Raw genomic sequence first — 19,504 nt, forward strand, 5'->3', positions numbered from 1 at the left:
ACTTCTCTTCATTCCGCGGCAAATACTCCGGAGCGCGAGGCGGAGCCTCGCAAAACCGTCACCAGCGGCCAGTCGCAACCTGGAGACTGAGGCGCAGGTGTCGCGCGAACGGGCTGAGGCCAAGCTCGCCCGCCGCCACACGTGCGGGCTCCTTGTATGCCTGACATAACAGCGCACCGCTCTGCCAACCGGGCAAAAGCGCGGGCCGCGCAGCGGGTGAGATCATGGCGCGTTTCGCGCGCGCCCGAGACAGCCGGTCAAGCCCCTCCTCGGCCAGTTGCCGGATACCTGCGGGGGTACCGTCGAGCAACGGGATGCGTCCGCGCGCCTCCAGTTCCGGGATGGCGCGGAACCAGTTGGCAAGCCCCATCGCATGGCCGTAATCGCGCAAGACGCCCTCGTCGGCCTGCCCCAGCGCGGCCGCCGCAGCGCATAGCAGCGTGCCGCTGCTCCGTTCCAGGTAACGGGTCAGGTGGGCTTCATCCTCAAACGGGTCGCGATAGATGTCCCAGCGCCGCACCGCTACGAACCCATCGAGCCGCGCCGCCATCTGCGGGCTGAGGATACCCGCCAGCGGCGTCACCACCGGATGCCGGCGCGGCGGCTTGCCCATGGCCAACTCTTCCAGCGCGTCGCGCCACCATTGCAGGCGCATCTCTGCGATCATCGGTTCGGCCGAGGCCCAGGGCGCGCGCGCCACCTCGACCGCCAGCGCGTAGAGCGGGAACAGCACCCGCCGCGCCGCCACCGGCGCTGCCATGGCCGCCGCAAACCGGTCCGGGTCGGCGCGCTGCACCAGCTCGGCGCAGGCGGTCAGATCGGCGTCGAAGACGTCACTCACTCCGCCGCCGCCTCGTGCCCCGCACAATCGCGCAGCAACTTCCAGTTGATCGCGTCCAGGAGCGCCTCGAACGAGGCATCGACTATGTTGGCGCTGACACCCACGGTGGACCAGCGCCGCCCCTTGCCATCCTCGCTGTCGATGATGACACGGGTCACGGCCTCGGTACCGCCTTGCGTGATGCGTACCTTGAAATCCACCAGCCGCATGTCACTCAGGATCGCCGAATAGCGCCCCAGATCCTTGGCCAGCGCCTTGTAGAGCGCGTTGACCGGGCCGCGGTCGCTACCAGTTTCGTCCAGCGACTCGCTAACCGAAAGCAGCTTTTCGCCATCCACCTTGACCACCACGACCGCCTCGGACAGGCTGACCATGCGGTCATACTTGTTCTTGCGCCGCTCGACCGTGACCTTGTAGCGCTTGACCTCGAAGAACGCGGGCATCTGGCCCAGTTCGCGTCGGGCCAGCAGCTCGAAACTGGCCTGCGCGGTATCATAGGAATAGCCCTCGTCCTCGCGCGCCTTGATCCGCTCCAGGATATGCCCCAGCGCCGGATCGCCCGGCGGCACGCTCAGCCCCGCATCGGTCAGCCGCTTGCGCAGGTTCGACTGGCCGGCCTGGTTCGACATCGGGATGATGCGCTCGTTGCCGACCAGCGCGGGGTCGATATGTTCATAGGTCGAAGGGTCCTTGAGGATGGCGCTGGCATGCAGCCCGGCCTTGTGGGCAAAGGCCGACGAGCCGACATAGGGCGCCTGTTTCACCGGCACCCGGTTCAGGATATCGTCCAGCATGCGGCTGATCCGGGTCAGGTCGGCCAGCGCCCCCGCGCTGACACCGGTTTCGAACCGGCTGGCATAGGGTTCCTTCAACAACAGCGTCGGGATCAGCGAGGTCAGGTTGGCATTGCCACAGCGCTCGCCCAGCCCGTTCAGCGTGCCCTGGATCTGGCGCGCGCCCGCCATCACCGCGGCCAGAGAACAGGCCACCGCCTGATCGGTGTCGTTGTGGCAATGGATGCCCAGACGGTCGCCGGGGATACCGGCGGCGATCACCTCGCCCACCACGCGGGCCACATCGGCGGGCATGGCGCCGCCATTGGTGTCACACAGCACGATCCAGCGCGCGCCTGCCTCCAGCGCGGCCCGGCAGACCTCCAGCGCATAGGCGGGATTGTCGCGATAGCCGTCAAAGAAATGCTCGGCATCAAACAGCGCCTCGCGCCCCTGCGCCACGATATGGGCCATCGAGGCGCGGATGTTCTCGGTATTCTCGGCCAGCTCGATCCCCAGCGCATGAGTCACGTGGTAGTCATGCGCCTTGCCCACCAGACAAACGGTGCCGGTGCCCGCGTTCATCACGGCAGCCAGCACATCATCGTTCTCGGCCGAGCGGCCCGACCGTTTGGTCATGCCAAAGGCGGTCAGTCGGGCGCGGGTCGCCGGGGCGGCATCGAAAAAGGCGCTGTCGGTGGGGTTGGCCCCGGGCCAGCCGCCCTCGATATAGTCTATGCCGAGGCTGTCGAGTGCGCTGGCGATGCGCAGCTTTTCCGGGGTCGAGAACTGTACACCCTGGGTCTGTTGCCCATCGCGCAGGGTGGTGTCGTAGAGATAGAGACGCTCGCGGGTCATGCGGTGCCTCCTCGACAGGGCAGCGCCCGGCCCGGGGTGGGCGCATAGCGCCCGCCCATGGGGGCGGGTCGGGCGCTGCCCGGGCAAGCCCGGGCGGGACATTCGAGGTGGAGGGTCATTTCAGGGCCTCCAGCTTGGCGGGGTCGAATTCTGCAGTTACGTCGATAACAACTTCAGCCTTCGAAATTCGAACTTCCAAACCAGCGTCACGCAAAATGCCTGTTATGCGATCTACTTCGCCGAAGTCCTTTGTCTCCATTGCCGTTTGCCGGGCCTTGAACAACAACTCCTCGTAGGACCCGAAATCAACCGGATCGCCCAGCAGCTTAGTAAGCGAGTAACCATGCGAAACAGACCAAATATGCGTATGGTCGAATCCGAGAAAATCCATGGCCTCGGCCAAGTCTACTTTTGCTGTCAAAGAGGTTTTCGCCTCCTTTGCCAATGCATGGAGACTACTGATGGCCTTGGATGTATTCAGGTCGTCCATCAAGGCCTCTAGAACAACATCGGGTGGATTGCTGCCTGTATACCTTTTCGCGACCTCATCTCTCGAGAGGTCTATCAGTTGCTTCCATTTCAGCAGGGTTGCCTCGGCTTCTTTCGCCTTCTTCTCGGTCCAGTCCATAGGCTTGCGGTAATGCGTGCTTAGGAACACAAACCGGATCACCTCGCCCGGGATGCCCTGATCGAGCAGGTCGCGCACGGTAAAGAAGTTGCCCAGCGACTTGGACATCTTCTTGCCCTCGACCTGCAACATCTCGTTATGCAGCCAGAAATTCGCAAAATGTCCCTCGGGATGGGCGCAGCAGCTTTGCGCGATTTCGTTCTCGTGATGCGGAAACATCAGGTCGTTGCCGCCGCCATGGATGTCGAAGCTTTCGCCCAGCAGTTCATAGCTCATGGCCGAGCATTCGATATGCCAGCCGGGCCGCCCCCGGCCCCAGGGGCTGTCCCAGCCGGGCAGATCGGGGGTCGAGGGTTTCCACAGCACGAAATCCATCGGGTTCTTCTTGTAGGGCGCAACCTCGACCCGCGCGCCTGCGATCATGTCGTCGACCGAGCGGCCCGAGAGCTTGCCATAGTGCTCTTTCCACGAATCCACCGCGAACAGCACATGACCCTCGGCCGCATAGGCATGGCCCTTGGCGATCAGGCTTTCGATCATCGCCACCATCTGCGGGATGTACTCTGTGGCGCGCGGCATGTGGTCGGGTTCCAGCGCGCCAAGCGCGCCCATGTCGTCCAGAAACCACTGGGTCGTCTCGGCGGTGATATCGCCGATGGGTCGCCCGCTCTCAGCCGCGCGCGCGTTGATCTTGTCGTCGACGTCGGTGAAGTTGCGCACATAGGTCACGTTATCCGCACCATAGACATGGCGCAGCAGCCGGTAGAGCACGTCGAACACCACCACGGGCCGCGCGTTGCCCAGATGCGCCCGGTCATAGACCGTGGGACCGCAGACATACATGCGCACGTTCTGGGGGTCGATCGGGACAAACTCTTCCTTTGTCCGCGTCCTTGTGTTGTGCAGCTTGATCGTCGTCATCGGTCTTGTTCCTCAACAGCATGCGGCAGGCGCTTGTCAGCGCGGGCTTAGCAACTTGTCTTTGCGAAGAAAACGACGAATGACCAGCCCGCGAATGGATCAGCGGGTAATGCAGCAGATAATGATGCGAATGGTGCGGGTCATGGAACATCCCTTAGCACGCCGGGCCTGCTTCTCCAACATGAAATCCGGACGGTAATTGACAAGCAGTACCGGCTCTGCCCCTCTCCGCCTGGGACACAGGCAAGGGAAGCGAGATGAGACTGTCACGGCGGATAACCGGCCTCACCGGGGGCGGATCGGACGGATGGGACCTGTTCCTGCGGGCGCGTCGGATGATCGCCGAAGGCATCGCCGTGACCGAACTGACCATTGGCGAACATGACACGCGGACGCACAGCTCGATTCTCGATGCCATGGACCGCTCTGCGCGCGGTGGTCATACCGGGTATGCCATGGTTCCGGGCACGGCCCTGTTGCGCGATACCGTGGCCGCGCGGGTTCAGGAACGGACCGGTCAACGCACGACCCGCGACAACGTGCTGATCACACCGGGCGGTCAGGCGGCTCTCTTCGCGGCCCATAGCGCCGCCTGTGATCCGGGGGATACAGCGTTATTTGTCGATCCCTATTACGCCACCTATCCAGGTACGATTCGCGGTGTCGGCGCCCTGCCCCGCGCCGTGATCGCGAGGGCCGAGGACGGGTTCCAGCCGCGCGCCGAATTGATCGGAGCGGAAGCAGATGGCGCGGTGTCTCTCCTGATCAACTCACCCAACAACCCAACGGGGGTAGTCTATGGCCGCGAAACGCTGGAGGGGATCGCCCGTGTCTGCCAGGACCGCGACTTGTGGCTTATCTCGGACGAGGTCTATGACACACAGATCTGGGAAGGAGCGCATCTGTCCCCCCGTGCGCTGCCCGGAATGGCCGAGCGCACGCTGGTTGTCGGCTCGATGTCCAAGTCCCACGCCATGACCGGGTCGCGCTGCGGCTGGATCGTGGGACCGGAAGCGGCGATTTCGCATCTGATCACGCTGGCCACCCATACCACCTATGGCGTGCCCGGGTTTGTGCAGGACGCGGCGGTTTTTGCCTTGGGTCAGGGACGGGATCTGGAAGAGGAGATCGCAGCGCCCTTTCGCCGCCGCCGCGACCTGGCGCGGCACATCCTGGCGGGTCAGAATGCCGTCCGTCTCAGCCCGGCCCAGGGGGCAATGTATCTGATGCTGGATATTCGGGCGACCGGCCTGTCGGGCGAGGCATTTGCCATAGCCTTGCTGAAGACCCACCATATCGCCGTGATGCCCGGGGAGAGCTTTGGCAAGGCGGCGGCGGGTCATGTCCGGGTGGCGATGACCGTCGCCGATGATGCCTTTGTCAAGGCACTCAAAACGCTCTGTCACTTTGCGGCGCAGCAGACGTCTGGCCTGTCCGAAGGCTGATATCGGGCGGCCCGCAGGCCGCCCGCCCTTGATTTCGGTCGCGTCAGAACCGCAGAGAGGCCCGCAAGTTGAACGTGTTGACGTCGAAATCGCTTCCGGCGCCGCCAAAATCCTTGAACTGGTGGCGCAGCACCTCACCGCTGAGCGACAGGTAATCGGTCACCGGCATCGCCAGACCCAGGCCATAGACAAGGCCGTTTTCATTGCCGAATGTCGAGGTGGCGCGCGCCGCCCCCAGCACGCCATAGCCCAGTACCGGGCCGAAGTCGTAACCGGCCTTGACCTTGAGCCGCCCGATTTCGTCCAGCGTGCCGCCACCGCCGCCCAGATCGTTGTTGACGCGGTCGTATTCCAGCTCGCCGCCCATGACGAACCGATTACCCAGATTGAAGTTGTACCCGATATGACCGCCGAAGGTAGCGGCCTCGCCATCGCGCGCGCCGGGGCCATCGACATCGCCATAACCGACACCCAGACCCAGATAGGCGCCGCTCCAGTCACCTGCGATTGCCGGGGCGGCCGCGATAGATACCGCGACCAGTGCGGGAACCAAATGTTTCATTGTTCTACTCCTTGCCACGGGACATGAGAAAACCGGCAAGATATTGTCGCCAATATCTTTTTCAGCGCTGCTCTCTTGTCGCCACCAGACAGATGCGCCTTGTCTTCAGCCGCTTCAAGCAGCCAGGGTTCCGGCCCTGCAGGCTGGGCCGGAACCCGCCACAGGGGGGCGAAAGCGTCGCGGAATCCCGCGCACGAGCGCTGCGACACGCAGGTCGCAAACAGGACAGATCAGGTCGGATCGGGATGGCATTCTGCCACAGGATGAGGAGCGCAAGCATGCAAGAGGAACGCAGCAAGATCTGCCTGGTCAGCCGTACCATCGGTGCCGACCGGGGGCGTGCCGCACGGGGTCGGCCTGGCCACCGCTGACGCGTTTTCTTCCTTTCCATTCCCAAACTCACCAGGATTCTACCTGCATGAACGATCAGACTCGTAGCACAGCCCGTGCGGGCGGGCGTTCGGCCCGTCGCGCCGCCCGCTCTGCCGCGCTTCCCGACCATCTGCGCCCCATCCGCCCCGGTATGAGCGGTGGCGCGCTGAACCTTCTGAGCCAACAGGACATGGAGCGTATCCATGCGGCGGCCCTTGATGCGCTGGAACGTATCGGTCTGGCCGATGCCCCGCAAAGCGGTATCGACTATCTGGTCGGCGCCGGCTGTATCCTGGGCGAGGACAAGCGCATCCGCTTTCCCCGCGCCCTGGTCGAGGACACTCTGGCGCGCGCCAACCGCTCGGTGACGCTCTACAGCCGCGATGGCAAGACCGATCTCGAACTCTCGGGCACGCGGGTCCATTACGGCACCGCAGGGGCTGCGGTTCACATGGTCGATGTAGATGGCCGCGAATACCGCGATTCGACGGTGCAGGATCTGCACGACGCCTCGCGGATTTGCGAGGCGCTCGACAATATTCATTTCGTGCAACGCCCGATGGTCTGTCGCGACATCAGCGACAATTTCGAAATGGATATGAACACGATTTATGCTTGTTGTGCTGGCACGTACAAGCATGTCGGCGTGTCCTTCACCGATCCTTCCTATGTGGCACCCGCCATCGAAATGCTGCACATGATCGCCGGGGGCGAGGCCAACTGGCGCGAGCGGCCCTTCGTGTCAAACTCCAACTGCTTTGTCGTGCCGCCGATGAAATTCGCCACCGAATCCTGTCTGGTGATGGAGGAGTGCATCAAGCACGGCATGCCGGTGCTGTTGCTGTCTGCGGGCATGGCCGGGGCCACCGCGCCCTCGACCGTGGCGGGCGCCATCGTACAGGCGGTGGCCGAATGCCTGGCCGGTCTGGTTTACGTAAATGCCGTAAAGCCCGGAGCACCCGCAATTTTCGGCACCTGGCCCTTTGGCCTGGACCTGCGCACTGGCGCGATGACCGGCGGATCGGGCGAACAGGCGCTGCTGACGGCGGGCTGTGCCCAGATGCATCGCTTTTATGACCTGCCCGGCGGCGCCGCGGCGGGGATCGCCGACAGCAAGCTGCCCGACATGCAGGCCGGGTGGGAGCAGATGTGCTCGAACGTCATGGCGGGTCTGTCGGGGTTGAACATGGTCTACGAGGCGGCGGGCATGCATGCGTCGCTGCTGGGCTTCTGCCATGAAAGCCTGATCCTGTCCGACGACCTGATCGGCCAGGCGCTGCGCTGCGTGCGCGGCATCGAAGTGACCGACGAGACACTGGCCGTGGATCAGATCGCCGAAGTGTGTCTGGGCGGCAGCGGCCATTATCTGGGCACCGACCAGACGCTGGGCCGGATGCAGGTGGACTATGTCTATCCCACGCTGGGGGACCGGACCTCGCCCAAGGAATGGGTTGAAAAGGACAAGCCCGACCTGATCGCCAAGGCCGTTGCCCGCAAAGAGGCCATTCTGGCCGAACGCTCTCCGGCGCGGTTCGATGCCGCCACCGATGCGGCGATCCGGGCGAAGTTCAACATTCACTTGCCCGCGTAACACGTTGAACAAAAACGGCGGCCCCAAGGCCGCCGTTCCTGGCGGCGGTTAGCCGTCGCTTGCGGGCAGCAGACCTGCCTCTTGTGCGGCGGCCACCTCCTCGGAATCGAGGACCGCATCACCATTGGCATCCATCCGCACAAAGGTTTCTGCGTTCACCTCAGGGTTGGCGGCCTGAACCTCGGTCAGGGTCAGCACGCCGTCGCCATCCGTATCCGCGCTGCTTTGCGCCCATGCGGTCGCAGGCAGGGCCAGTCCCAGGGCGCCCAGCAGGGCCAGCAGTTTCGGTGTCATCTGAGTCTCTCCTCAAGTGGGGTTATGTCTCTGTCTTGTCCGGACAGGCCCACAGTCCCCTCTCTGCAAATCCCTGTCACCTTGCGCGAACCGACGACCCGGATTCGCGCTGACGGGCGCCGGTTGTCCCGTATCCCGTCGGCAAGGTGCCGCCCGCCGCCGCGCGCCCGAGCGGTTTCGGCGGAACTCTTCGGGTGATATCGCCCGGATCCGGCAGGCTCCTGCCGGAAACCTGCTCGCGTGGCGCCCGGGGCCGCAGGACCCGAGTCGCGCGCCCGACCGTTCAGCCCAGCGCGGTCTTGGGAAAGTAGAAGCTGACGGTCCAGTTCGGCATGTCCACGATCTCGCTGATGCGCAGGTCGCCGCAGACCGAACAGAGCATATAGGCATCCAGCGCGCTCATCCCCGTGGTGGCGGAGATCCAGTCGATCATGCCCGACACCGCATCGCGCGCCGCCTGCATCAGGTCGGGGCCAATCCCGGTGGTGGCCCTGTAACCCGAGACATCGAAATGGCGGCTGACCGGGCCGTCGGTCTCGAACCGGGGAAAGGCCAGATCGGCCCCCTTGAGCAGGTCGACCTTGATTGCCACATCCATCGGGCTTTCGATAGCGGTGCCACAGATCTCGCCGTCGCCTTGCGCGGCATGGGTGTCGCCCAGCGACAACAGGCCGCCCGCCACCTCAACCGGCAGATAGAGCGTGGTGCCCACCGCATTGTCGCGAATGTCCAGATTGCCGCCCACCCGGCGCGGCGGCACCACCGAATGATTGCCCGCCTCGGCCAGTGCCAGCCCGATGGTGCCCACAAAAGGTTTCAGCGGCACCTGCCCGCCCGGACCGTAAAGCGCGGGACGCATCGCCACCTTGTCATAGCTCCAGATATGCAGGGCCGGATCGGGGAACTGGTCGCTCAGCAGGCCGAAACCGGGGATATTCGCGGTCCAGCCCCAGCCCGAGGGCTTGAAGTCGAGGAAGGTGATCGCCACCGCGTCACCCGGCTCGGCCCCGTCGATATGGATGGGGCCGGTCACCGGGTTCACCTTGTCGAACGACAGCGCGCCCAGATCGGCCAGGGTCGACCCCGGCCCCAATTGCCCGCCCGAGCTGTCAATCGTCTCGATCTCGACCGTCTGGCCGGGGGTGACCCGCAACACCGGCTCGATGCTGTTGTCCCAGCCGAAATGGTGAGAGTGCTTGTGGATCGTGTGATTGCAGCCCATTGCCGTCTCCTATTTCAAGATCAGATCCTCGATTTCGCGGTCGCCCATCAGCCCGCCGGGGCGCAGCGCCATGGTCAGCACGATCACCCCGCCCAGCACGATGCCCGACAGGCCCAGCGCCTCGGGCAGGTCGATGCCCAGCACCACCGGACCGGTTTCCAGCCAGCGCACCCATTCCAGCCCGAACGAGATCAGAAAGGTGCCCAGCACCGCCCCTGTCACCGTGCGCATCCCTCCCAGGATCAGCATGGCAAGTGTCAGGAATACATGGTTGAAATAGAAGGGCCGCGCCGAGATCGTGCCCAGGTAATAGGCATAGGCGATGCCCGCCACCGCCAGCAGCACCCCCGACAGCACCCAGGCCATCAGCCGCAGGCGGTGGATGTCCACCCCCATGGCGGCGGCGCCCACCTCGTCATCGGCCGAGGCACGCAGGGCAACGCCCCAGCGGCTCTCGCGAAATCCACGGGTGATGAACACCACCAGCACCGCCAGCCCCACCACCCAGGTCAGGTTGAAGAGTTGCGGGATGCCGAAGAACGCCTGGTTCCCCTTGAAGATATCGGTGCGGTAGAGGAACAGCCCATGCACGATGACCAGCACCGCCAGCGACACGATGGTGGCGCCGATGCCGGTCAGCCGCACGATGAACACCCCCACCAGCCAGGCCACCAGCCCGGTCAGCACCAGCGCGATCAACGCCGAACTGACCGGGTCGAGCGCGAATGCGTTCAACCCCCAGGGCGCATCGGGCAGCGAGATCGCCTTGATCTTTTCCGGTGTCACGCAGATTGCCGCGGCATAGGCGCCGATCCCCATAAAGGCGGAATGGCTGAGATTGGTGACCCGCGCATTGCCCATGAACACTTGCAGCGCCAATACGACCAGCAGGTTGACATAGGCGCCATAGACCAGCCGCAACTGATAGCGCGAGCCGAACCAGGTGGCGGCCAGCCCGATCACGATCAGGATCAGCGCCAGCAGCGCGGCGCCGACAATGCCGCGGCGCTGGGCTCGGGACAGGGTCATATCTTGTCCCCCTTCTCGACCGGCGGCGACAGGATGCCGTCAGGCCGCCAGATCAGCACCATCGCGATGATCCCGAAGACAAAGGCGTCGGTCATCCCGCCCAGCGATTGCGGCAGCATCACCAGCATCGCCACCTCGACAGCCCCCAGCAGGAAGCCGCCCAGCACCGCGCCAGGCAGGCTGCCAAAGCCGCCCACCACACAGGCGACAAAGGCCTTGAGCACCGGATCGAACCCCAGATGCGGATCGACCGAGCCGCGCCGCGCCATGATGAACACGCAGGCGATCCCCGCCAGCAGGCCCGAGATGGCAAATGCCATGGCAAAAACCCGGTTGGCGCGGATACCACTCAGCCGCACCATCTCGAAATCCAGCGACGCCGCCCGCATCGCCAGGCCCAGCACGGTGCGGCGCAAAAACAGCATCAGCGCCACGATCACCACCGCCGTGGTCAGCGCCTCGAACAGTTGCAGCGAGGAAACCCGTATCGCGCCCAGATCGACGGGCCAGTCGAGGAAATAGAGAGAGGTCACCGCGATTGGCCGGGGCGAGACCAGCAGCAGGAACAGGTTCTGCAACACGATCGAGACACCAAAGGCCGTGAGCAGCCCCGTGGTCGGGTCGGCATAGCGCACCGGGCGGAACGCCACCCGTTCCAGCATCATGGACCCGGCTACCGCCGCCAGCACCGCCGCCCCGATCACGATCAGCGGATTGCTCAGCGCCAGCGCGGCCATGGCGACCATGGTATAGCCGCCCACCGCGATGATTTCACCATGGGCGAAATTCACCAGCCCCATGATCGAGAACACGATGGCCAGCCCCAGCGCCAGCAGCGCGTATTCGGCACCGAAAGAGAGGGCGTTCATCGCCTGTTGCGCAACATAATCCATCTCAGCCGATCCCCGTCAGTTCCGCCATCAGCGCGTCGCTCTGGCCCAGTGTCCCGGCCGTTCCCTCGGCCACGATACGCCCGTTGTTGAGCAGATAGGCATAGTCCGACAGCCTCAGCGCCTGGGTCGCGTTCTGTTCGACCAGCAGGATGGTCATCCCCTGCTGGCGCAGCGTTTCGATCATGGCGAAGATCTGCGCCACGATGCGCGGCGCCAGGCCCAGGCTCGGTTCGTCCAAGAGAAGGATACGCGGTTCGGACATCAGCGCGCGGGCAATCGCCAGCATCTGCTGTTCGCCCCCTGACAGGGTGCCCGCCTGCTGGTCGCGCCGTTCGCCCAGAATGGGAAAGGTGTCGAACCAGCGCGCGATGCGCTCGGCCTGCCCCTCGGGCCGCATGGCGGCGCCAAGGCGCAGGTTCTCGGTTACCGTCAGGTTGGCAAAGACGCGCCGCCCCTCGGGCGAGATCGCCAGCCCGCGCCGCATCCGCGCCTCGACCGGCAGGCCGCCCATATCGGAGCCGTCAAAGGCGATGGTGCCTGTCGCCCGCGCAATGCCGGTGATCGCCGACAGGGTCGAGGTCTTGCCCGCTCCGTTCGGCCCCAACAGCGAAACGCATTGCCCCGGCTTCACCTGAAAGGTGATCCCGTGCACCGCCTCGATCGGCCCGTGATAGACCCGCAGGTCCGTGACATTCAGCATCCGCCGCCCCAGATTTGGTTCCGGCGGGGCCAGCGCGGCCCCGCACAGCCTCAGTTCAGCTTCAGTTCCAGTCCGTCGGCGTGTTGACGGGGATCTCGTTCGAGATCAGCACCCGCTTGCCGCCTTCGAAGCCGATCACCGGAATGGTACGCTGGGCATAGGTCCGGGTCTCCTTGAACGAGATCGCATCCACCGACATCACCGGGATGCTGTCGGCGTTGCGCAGGGTCTCGGCCAGGGTGACCGGATCGGTGCTGCCCGACTGTTCCACCGCCCAGGCGACCGCCTTGACCGTGTCGGCCCCGGTGGCCGGGAACAGGCCCGGCACGTCGATCCCCATCTCCTTGCACTCGGCGATGAACTTGACCACCGCGCTGTCGGCATGGCTGGGCGCCAACGTGGCAAAGAACACCTTGTCCAGAATCGTCGGATCATCGCTGCCGATGGCATCCAGCGACGGGTCGTCAAACCCGTCGGCGCCCACCACATAGGCCTCGATCCCGGCGCTGCGCATCTGCCGGATCAGCACCGCGATATCGGGCATGATCGACGAGATATAGACCGCGTCGATCTGCTCGCCCAATGCTTTCATCTCGGCGATCTGTGGCGACCAGTCCGAGGTCCCGAAGGAGAAGTTGAGCTTGCTCAAAACCTTGCCGCCCCCGGCCTCGACCACGTCACCAAACCAGAGCGGCGTTCGCGCCGACCAAGAGCCGCCCTCGTCCGAGGTCATCAGCACAACATTTTTGACCCCGAGGCTCAGCGCGTGGTTCGCCGCTGCAGTGGCGGTGAACGGGTCGGGCGAGACGCCGGTGAAGAAGTTGTCGACAATGCCTGCATGCATTTCGACCTGGGTCGATTGCGGCTGAAAGATCGACACACCATAACCCTGGGCGACCTGCGCCACCGGGATCATCGTGTCCGAGAACGGGATGGTGCCCAGCATCACCGCGCCCTCGTCGAGGAATTTCTGCGCCAGGCTGATGGCGGTCTGCGTGTCGGCGCCGCTGTCCTGGATCAGCACTTCGATCTTCATACCGTTCACACCGCCTTTGGCGTTGATCATGTCCGCCATGCAGCGCGCGCCCTGCCATTCGGAATAGGGCGCGTAATCGCCGGTCATCGGCACGCCGAGGCCGATCTTGATGGTATCCGCCGCCAGCGCGGGGCTTGCTATTGCAACGCAGGCCAGAGCCGCGATCGAGGTCTTTCTCATGTCATTCTCCTGTTGGTTGCCCGCCGCACCGTTCAGGCGGCGTGGTCGTTGCCTTCTCCCAGATATGCGTCGATGACCTGCCTGTTTTCCGATACCTCGCGCGGGTTGCCTTCGGCGATCACCGCGCCCATGTTCAGCACCGTGATCCGTTCGCACAGCGACATGATGAATTTCAGATCGTGGTCGATGACCAGAAATGCGCAATCGGTCTGGCCGCGCACCCAAGTCAGCGCGCGCCCCAGTGCCTGGGTCTCCTGTTCGTTCATGCCCGCCGCCGGCTCGTCCAGCATCAGCACCCGCGGCGCCAGCGCCAGCGCGCGCACGATTTCCAGCCGGCGCAGCTGGCCATAGGCCAGCGCATCGGCGCGGCTGTTGCGGCGGCTGTCCAGATCGAACTGGACCATCGCCTGTGCCACCAGCGCATCGGCACTGCGTCCGGCCCGCGCGGCGGTATAGCGGGCGACGTCGATATTCTGTTCCACCGTCAGCGCCGGGAACACCCGCAAGTTCTGAAAGGTGCGCGCGATACCGCATTCGGCCCGGCGCGGCGCGCTCATCCCGTCAAGCGATTGCCCGTCCAGCGTCAATGTCCCCGCCGAATGAGTGAGCAGCCCCGAGATCAGGTTCACCAGCGTGCTCTTTCCCGCGCCATTGGGGCCGATCAGCCCATGCACCTGCCCCGCCGCCAGCCGCATCGACACATCGCGCACCGCCTGCACGCCGCCAAAGGATTTGCTGAGACCCTTGAGTTCAAGCACGGGCCAGCTCCGCCACCAGTTCTTGCGTGGTCACCTGTCTGCAATAGCCCTTGATCGCCGAGAGCGAATTGTCGTGTCGCGCCTGGGTGTAGGTCAGGCAGGCATCGCTGACCTGGGTCACCAGATAACCCAGGTCGCAGGCATCGCGGATGGCGCTTTCGACGCATTGATCGGTGATCAGCCCCGAGATCACCAGTTGTCGAACGCCCAGATTGCGCAGCACATAGTCGATATGGGTCGAAACAAAAACCGAGGACGACCCCTTGGGCAGCACGATCTCGTCCCCCTCGGGCGCGATCTCGTCGATCACCTTGCCGTCCCACGAGCCCTTTGGCACGTTGAAGCCGGTAATCTTGTAATCCAGCGAGCGGTCGCGCCCGTCCAGCGTCAGGCTTTCGATGGTGGTATACATCACTTCGACCCCGGCGGTGCGGCAGGCGGCCTGAATCGCCTGCATGTTAGGGATCACGCGGCTGTCGAGCTGGTCGAAATACCAGCCATATCTGGCATCGAACTCGGCGGGGTCCAGCCCGTCGAACTCGGCCCCGTTGCGATGGGCCGAGAAGTTCTGAACGTCGATGAACAGCAGCGCCGATTGGGCCGGGATCAGCGGCAGATCGCGGGTCAGGGTCATGTCAGGCTCTCCATCACATGGGTGATCGCACCCGCCAGCAGCCCGGCCCACAAGGCCGCGCCGGGGGCGCTGTCGATCTGGTCGTTGCGAATCTCGATCAGGCAATGCGGCAGGCCACGGGCCTCTGCATGGACGGGGATAAACCAGTCGGTCTCATCCTCAATCCGATAAGGTTCGTTGATCGCCAGCACCAGATCGGGGCGGCGGTCGGCGATGTGGTCGCGCAGCGCCTCGGCGGTGGCCATGCTCTGGCGGCTCAGAAAACCGGCATGCCAAGGGCGCGCGCGCCCCGCCATGCTGGGTGTGTAGGAATGGATCGAGAAGGCCGCCCGGCGCGGCGGGCTGTCGAGCAGGTGCGCCATCTGGCGATCCATCGGGTCGAAGATTTCGGCGATGCGGCTGGCGCGCGCTGTCGCGCTCAGCCCGAGATTGCCGGGAACGGCGGCGCCATCGCTGACCTCGGGCATCGCCTCGGCGCTGTGCGGCGGGCGGTTGGCGTCAATGACCAACCGGCTGTAGCGTTGCAGGATCAGCGGCGCACCCAGCTCTGCCGCCACCGCGCGCGCCACCGCCTCGGCCCCTATATCCCAGCCACGATGGCTGTCGAGCACCCCGGGGCCCAGCCCAAGGTCACCCAAGGCGCGCGGAACCGCCCGCCCGGCATGTTCACAAACCAGCAGCAATGGCGCAGCGCTTTCGGCCTCCACCAGGTCAACCGGCGCGGGATCCGCATCTGTCAGCAAAAGAGGAGTGGCAGCAGCTTGCATGCCGCCAGAGTAGAGAAAGAATTTTTTCAATGTCAAGAAAATTGCCATTGATTGAAAATTTATTCTCATCATAATCGGACCCATGACCATTCGCCATGCAATCGAGGCCCATGCCGACAGCCTGACCCAGTCCGAGCGCAAGCTGGCTGCGGCGCTGCTGTCGGATTATCCCTATGCCGGGCTGATCTCGATCCAGGAACTGGCCGAACGGGCCGAGGTCTCGGCGCCCTCGATCACCCGTTTCGTGGCCAAGATCGGCCTCTCCGGCTATCAGGAGATGCAGCGCCGGCTGATCTCGGAACTGAAGGAAGGCGACCGCTCGCCTGTCGAACTGCATGATGGTGGCACCCGGATCGAGGGCGGCTATCTGGACGAATTCGTCGCCCGCGCGGCGGCACAGCTGCATTCGGCCCGCGACGCGATCACCGAGGGTCAGTTCTCGCGCATCTGCGCCCTGCTCGGCGATCCCAAACGCGCGGTCTACGCGTTGGGCGGGCGCATCAGCGACACCATCGCGCAGCATCTGTCATTTCACCTGCGCCAGGCGCGTCAGGGCGTGTTCCACCTGCCCCGCGACCCCGAGACATGGCCCGAATACCTGCTCAGGATGCGGCCGGGCGACGTGTTCTTCATGGTCGATTTCCGCCGCTACCAGACCAATCTGGCGCGGCTGGCCGAACAGGCCGCGCGCGACCGCAAGGCACATGTGGTGCTGATGACCGACAAATGGCTGTCTCCGGCCACCCGCCATGCCTCGGAGGTGCTGGCGGTGCCGATCGAGACGGGCACGATCTGGGACAGCTATTCGGCCGCGCTGGCGGTGACCGAGGCGCTGGCGACCCGCGTCGGCGAAGACAATTGGGACCAGACCCGCGCCCGGATCGAAGCCTGGGACGCGGCCAGGGGACATGCACGGGAGAGCTGAGATGACACCGTTGATTTTTGCGGCAACCTGCGATCTGGCGGGCAAGGTGCGGGGCAAGGGCTTTCCCGCCGAGCAGCGCGACAAGCGGCTGGTGCGTGGCGTCGGCTGGACCCCCACCAACGCACTGATCACCTGTTTCGACACCATCGGCGACAGCCGCTATGGCGCGCTGGGCGATCTGCTGCTGATCCCCGATGAGGAGGCCGAGGTCGAACTGAGCTTTGGCGAGGTCACCGAACATTTCATGCTGGGCGATATCGTCGAACTGGATGGCAGCCCCTGGGACCTGTGCACCCGCGCCCTGCTGCGCAGCGCGCTCGACCGGCTGGAGGCGCTGAGCGGTACGCGGCTGCTGGCGGCCTTCGAGCACGAGTTCCAGATCCGCGGCGGCCCCGGTCCGGTGGGCGAGGCCTATGGCCGGGGCGGGTTCGAAGCGCAGCGCGCGCTGTGCGAAACGCTGATGGCGCGGCTGGCGCAAGTGGGGCTGTCCCCCGACAGTATCATGAAGGAATACGGCCCCAACCAGTACGAGGTGGTGATCGGCCCCGAAATCGGGCTGCGTGCCGCCGATGCGGCGGTGATCCTGCGCGAGATCACCCGATCCTCCGCGCGGCATCTGGGGCAAGAGGCCACCTTTACCCCGATCCGCGACCCCGCCAGCGTCGGCAACGGGGTGCATATCCACATGAGCTTTCTAAACGCCGATGGCAGCCCGGCCACCTATGACGCCGAGGGCCCCTGCGGCATGTCCACCCTGACCGCCAGCTTTGCCGCCGGGGTGCTGAAATACCTCGACAGTATCCTGGCGCTGACCGCGCCCTCGGTGGTCTCGTATCTGCGGCTGACGCCACATCGCTGGTCGGCGGCCTATAACAACCTTGGCTTTCGCGACCGCGAGGCGGCGCTGCGGATCTGCCCGGTGACGTCGCGCGATCCGGCCTCGGTGGCGCGGCAGTACAATATCGAATACCGCGCCGCTGATGCCGCCGCCTGCCCGCATCTGGCGCTGGCCGCGATCGTGCATGCGGGATGCCAGGGCATCGAAGAGGGACTGTCGGCCCCCGAGCCGACCGAAGAGGACCTGTCGCTGCTGCCGCCCGAAGCGCTGGCCGCGCGCGGCCTGGTTCGCCTGCCGCAGACGCTGGAGGAGGCGCTGGAGCGGCTGGGTGCCAATTGCACCGTGGCGGGCTGGTTTCCCGAACCGCTGGTGCCGGTCTACCTGGCCCACAAGGCGTCCGAGATTGCCCATGTGGCCGGGATGGACACGGTCGGGCGCTGCGCCGCCTATGAGGCGAGTTACTGAGGGTTTCGGATCGCTGACGCGATCCGCCGATCGGGGAGGGCTCTGCCCTCCCCGCACCCCTCCCGAGGTATTTTTGAACAGAAGAAGGTGAGGGACGGTGCCTGATCGGGGTCGCGGAGATTAGCCGCCGCGCATGGCGCGCCAGATCAGGTTGGCGCCCAATACCACGAAGAGAAGGATCAGGGCACGGCGGAACAATGCCGGGTCCGCACGGTGGCGCAGGCGCTCACCCAGGGCGAAGCCCATGAAAGTGGGCACCAGCAACAGAGCTGAGAGCCCGAGCCCGCGTGGATCGGCGTGGCCCGCTACCACATAGGAGAGCATCAGCGGCAGGCTGCCTGCGGCAATGAGCAAACCGCTGGCCTGCACGAACTCGTCCCTAGGTGCGCGGCGGGCGCTGAGATACATCGCCATCGGCCCGCCCCAACCAGCGGTCAGCCCGCCGATCACGCCTGTGAGTGCAGCCCAGATCACCTCGATCAAACCAACGTGGCGTTCGGGCAGCGGTGGCACCCGGCGCAGGCTGTCGAGCAGCGCGTAGAGCAGCAGGATCGCCCCCAGCGCCCCCATCAGCAGCCGGTCGCCCGCCTCGCGACTGAACCAGGCGGTCAGCCCCACCGACAGGCCCAGCACCAGCGCGAACCGGCCGTACCGGCGCAGCAATATGCCTAACGGCCCGCCCCGAGCCATCTGCCAGAGATTGCTGAGCAGCATCGGCATCAGGATCAACGCGATCGCCATGCGCGGATCGGTGCCAAGCGTCAGCAGCGCCAACGACACGGTGGGCAGGCCCAAGCCGATGAAGCCCTTGATCGTGCCTGCCAGCAACAGCACCGCGCTGGCAAAGAGCATCAGGTCGAGCGTCGTCATGCCGCCTCTCCGACTGGCCCCGGACAGGCCCGCGCCCGACCAGAGCCGCGCGCTTCGGGTCTGTCAAGGCGACAGCCTTCACGGTTGCCTGTGCGACAGTCGCTCACCCCGCCAGCACCTCTCGGATCAGCATTCCCAGCCCCAGGCAGAGGCAGAGCAGTACCAACAGGCGCTGGAACTGTGCATCGGTGATGCGGCGAAAGGCGAAGATCCCCGCCTGCGCCGCCAGCACGCCGGCCGGCAGCACCACGGCGAAAGCCGTCCAGACCTGCGCCTCGTAGGCGCCGCGCAGGGCCAGCCCGGCGACAGTGATGAGCAGGATCGAAAAATTGTAGCTTTGCAGCACAGCCCGTGTCTCGGCCCGGGGCCAGGCCCGCATCGACAGCCAGATGGTCGGCAGCACGCCCGACAGCGAAGCGAAGCCGCCAAGAATGCCGCCGACAAACCCCAGGGCACGGTCGATCCAACGATACTGCCCCTCAAGACGGGGCAAGGACCGGCGCAGGCCGAAGTACCCACCGTATAGGACCAGCCCCGCCGCGATGATCCGGCGCAGCACCGCCGGATCGACCCAGTCGAGCAACATCAGCCCAAGCGGAACGCCCAGAATGCCCGGCAGGGTGAAACGCAGCCAGCGGCGCGGATCCTCCCAAAGCACCGCGCGCGAGATCCACAGCCCCTGCACCCCCGCCAGAACCGCCAGAAGTGCGGTCAGCGCCACCGCCGAAACCGGATCGAGCACCACCAGAAAGAACCCCAGCGCGAAAAGCGAGGTGCCCATGCCCGCCAGCCCGTTGACGAAACCGCCCGCCAGACCGCCAAGCAGCACATAGATGACGGTCTCGATCTGCATCCGGTCTGTCCCCCTGCCTGCCCAGAGCCGTATCGTGGCATTGGGCAGG

General features: G+C 65.1%; 19 protein-coding genes. 4 read left to right on the forward strand and 15 right to left on the reverse strand.

Annotation, left to right across the window (positions count from 1 at the left end; translation table 11 throughout):
* Positions 1–58: 58 nt before the first annotated feature.
* From AC2FNA_RS01535 to cysS, 3 genes are all read right to left on the reverse strand, one after another.
* Positions 59–841: a squalene/phytoene synthase family protein gene (locus AC2FNA_RS01535; RefSeq protein ID WP_496823898.1), complete on the reverse strand. Its 783-nt coding sequence runs from the start codon at positions 839–841 to the stop codon at positions 59–61.
* Entirely contained in the window at positions 838–2,472 is a 1,635-nt protein-coding gene (cimA, locus tag AC2FNA_RS01540; RefSeq protein WP_496823900.1) for a citramalate synthase, read from the reverse strand. The genes AC2FNA_RS01535 and cimA overlap by 4 nt, the downstream gene beginning before the upstream one ends.
* A gap of 115 nt (positions 2,473–2,587) precedes the next feature.
* A complete protein-coding gene (cysS, locus tag AC2FNA_RS01545; RefSeq protein WP_496823902.1) occupies positions 2,588–4,021 on the reverse strand; it encodes a cysteine--tRNA ligase in 1,434 nt (477 codons plus the stop codon).
* Positions 4,022–4,278: 257 nt separating this feature from the next.
* On the opposite strand from cysS, the gene AC2FNA_RS01550 reads away from it, so the two are divergent.
* Positions 4,279–5,466: a pyridoxal phosphate-dependent aminotransferase gene (locus tag AC2FNA_RS01550; protein WP_496823904.1), complete on the forward strand. Its 1,188-nt coding sequence runs from the start codon at positions 4,279–4,281 to the stop codon at positions 5,464–5,466.
* 43 nt (positions 5,467–5,509) lie between these two features.
* Here the strand turns inward: AC2FNA_RS01550 and AC2FNA_RS01555 are convergent, their stop codons facing one another.
* A complete protein-coding gene (locus AC2FNA_RS01555; RefSeq protein WP_496823905.1) occupies positions 5,510–6,028 on the reverse strand; it encodes an outer membrane beta-barrel protein in 519 nt (172 codons plus the stop codon).
* Between the two features lie 418 nt (positions 6,029–6,446).
* Here AC2FNA_RS01555 and AC2FNA_RS01560 point away from each other — a divergent pair, with 418 nt between their 5' ends.
* Positions 6,447–7,991: a trimethylamine methyltransferase family protein gene (locus AC2FNA_RS01560; protein ID WP_496823906.1), complete on the forward strand. Its 1,545-nt coding sequence runs from the start codon at positions 6,447–6,449 to the stop codon at positions 7,989–7,991.
* A 48-nt stretch (positions 7,992–8,039) separates the two neighbouring features.
* On the opposite strand, the gene AC2FNA_RS01565 is transcribed toward AC2FNA_RS01560, so the two are convergent.
* The 9 genes from AC2FNA_RS01565 to AC2FNA_RS01605 form a co-directional block, all read right to left on the reverse strand.
* Positions 8,040–8,285 carry an EF-hand domain-containing protein gene (locus AC2FNA_RS01565; RefSeq protein WP_234145141.1) on the reverse strand — a complete coding sequence of 82 codons (246 nt, stop codon included), beginning with the start codon at positions 8,283–8,285 and terminating at the stop codon, positions 8,040–8,042.
* Between the two features lie 283 nt (positions 8,286–8,568).
* Entirely contained in the window at positions 8,569–9,507 is a 939-nt protein-coding gene (locus tag AC2FNA_RS01570; RefSeq protein ID WP_496823908.1) for an acetamidase/formamidase family protein, read from the reverse strand.
* 9 nt (positions 9,508–9,516) lie between these two features.
* The gene (locus tag AC2FNA_RS01575) at positions 9,517–10,536 is read right to left on the reverse strand and encodes a branched-chain amino acid ABC transporter permease (protein ID WP_234145139.1); all 1,020 of its coding nucleotides are present in this window, start codon (positions 10,534–10,536) and stop codon (positions 9,517–9,519) included.
* Complete coding sequence (locus AC2FNA_RS01580; RefSeq protein ID WP_496823910.1) at positions 10,533–11,429, reverse strand: branched-chain amino acid ABC transporter permease; 897 nt, start codon at positions 11,427–11,429, stop codon at positions 10,533–10,535. Before AC2FNA_RS01580 ends, AC2FNA_RS01575 begins: the two co-directional genes overlap by 4 nt.
* A 1-nt stretch (position 11,430) precedes the next feature.
* A complete protein-coding gene (locus tag AC2FNA_RS01585; RefSeq protein WP_496823911.1) occupies positions 11,431–12,129 on the reverse strand; it encodes an ABC transporter ATP-binding protein in 699 nt (232 codons plus the stop codon).
* A gap of 61 nt (positions 12,130–12,190) precedes the next feature.
* Complete coding sequence (locus tag AC2FNA_RS01590; protein WP_496823913.1) at positions 12,191–13,345, reverse strand: ABC transporter substrate-binding protein; 1,155 nt, start codon at positions 13,343–13,345, stop codon at positions 12,191–12,193.
* 32 nt (positions 13,346–13,377) lie between these two features.
* Entirely contained in the window at positions 13,378–14,103 is a 726-nt protein-coding gene (locus AC2FNA_RS01595) for an ABC transporter ATP-binding protein (RefSeq protein WP_496823915.1), read from the reverse strand.
* The gene (locus tag AC2FNA_RS01600) at positions 14,096–14,737 is read right to left on the reverse strand and encodes a cysteine hydrolase family protein (protein ID WP_496823917.1); all 642 of its coding nucleotides are present in this window, start codon (positions 14,735–14,737) and stop codon (positions 14,096–14,098) included. Before AC2FNA_RS01600 ends, AC2FNA_RS01595 begins: the two co-directional genes overlap by 8 nt.
* Entirely contained in the window at positions 14,734–15,504 is a 771-nt protein-coding gene (locus AC2FNA_RS01605) for an N-formylglutamate amidohydrolase (protein ID WP_496823919.1), read from the reverse strand. Before AC2FNA_RS01605 ends, AC2FNA_RS01600 begins: the two co-directional genes overlap by 4 nt.
* An 82-nt stretch (positions 15,505–15,586) precedes the next feature.
* Here AC2FNA_RS01605 and AC2FNA_RS01610 point away from each other — a divergent pair, with 82 nt between their 5' ends.
* Complete coding sequence (locus AC2FNA_RS01610) at positions 15,587–16,429, forward strand: MurR/RpiR family transcriptional regulator (RefSeq protein ID WP_496823921.1); 843 nt, start codon at positions 15,587–15,589, stop codon at positions 16,427–16,429.
* Between the two features lies 1 nt (position 16,430).
* Positions 16,431–17,732 carry a type I glutamate--ammonia ligase gene (locus tag AC2FNA_RS01615; RefSeq protein ID WP_496823923.1) on the forward strand — a complete coding sequence of 434 codons (1,302 nt, stop codon included), beginning with the start codon at positions 16,431–16,433 and terminating at the stop codon, positions 17,730–17,732.
* 120 nt (positions 17,733–17,852) lie between these two features.
* Here the strand turns inward: AC2FNA_RS01615 and AC2FNA_RS01620 are convergent, their stop codons facing one another.
* Entirely contained in the window at positions 17,853–18,602 is a 750-nt protein-coding gene (locus tag AC2FNA_RS01620) for a sulfite exporter TauE/SafE family protein (protein WP_496823925.1), read from the reverse strand.
* A 103-nt stretch (positions 18,603–18,705) separates the two neighbouring features.
* Entirely contained in the window at positions 18,706–19,455 is a 750-nt protein-coding gene (locus tag AC2FNA_RS01625; RefSeq protein ID WP_496823927.1) for a sulfite exporter TauE/SafE family protein, read from the reverse strand.
* Positions 19,456–19,504: the final 49 nt, after the last annotated feature.

Source organism: Ruegeria sp. YKSD163, assembly GCF_059612905.1.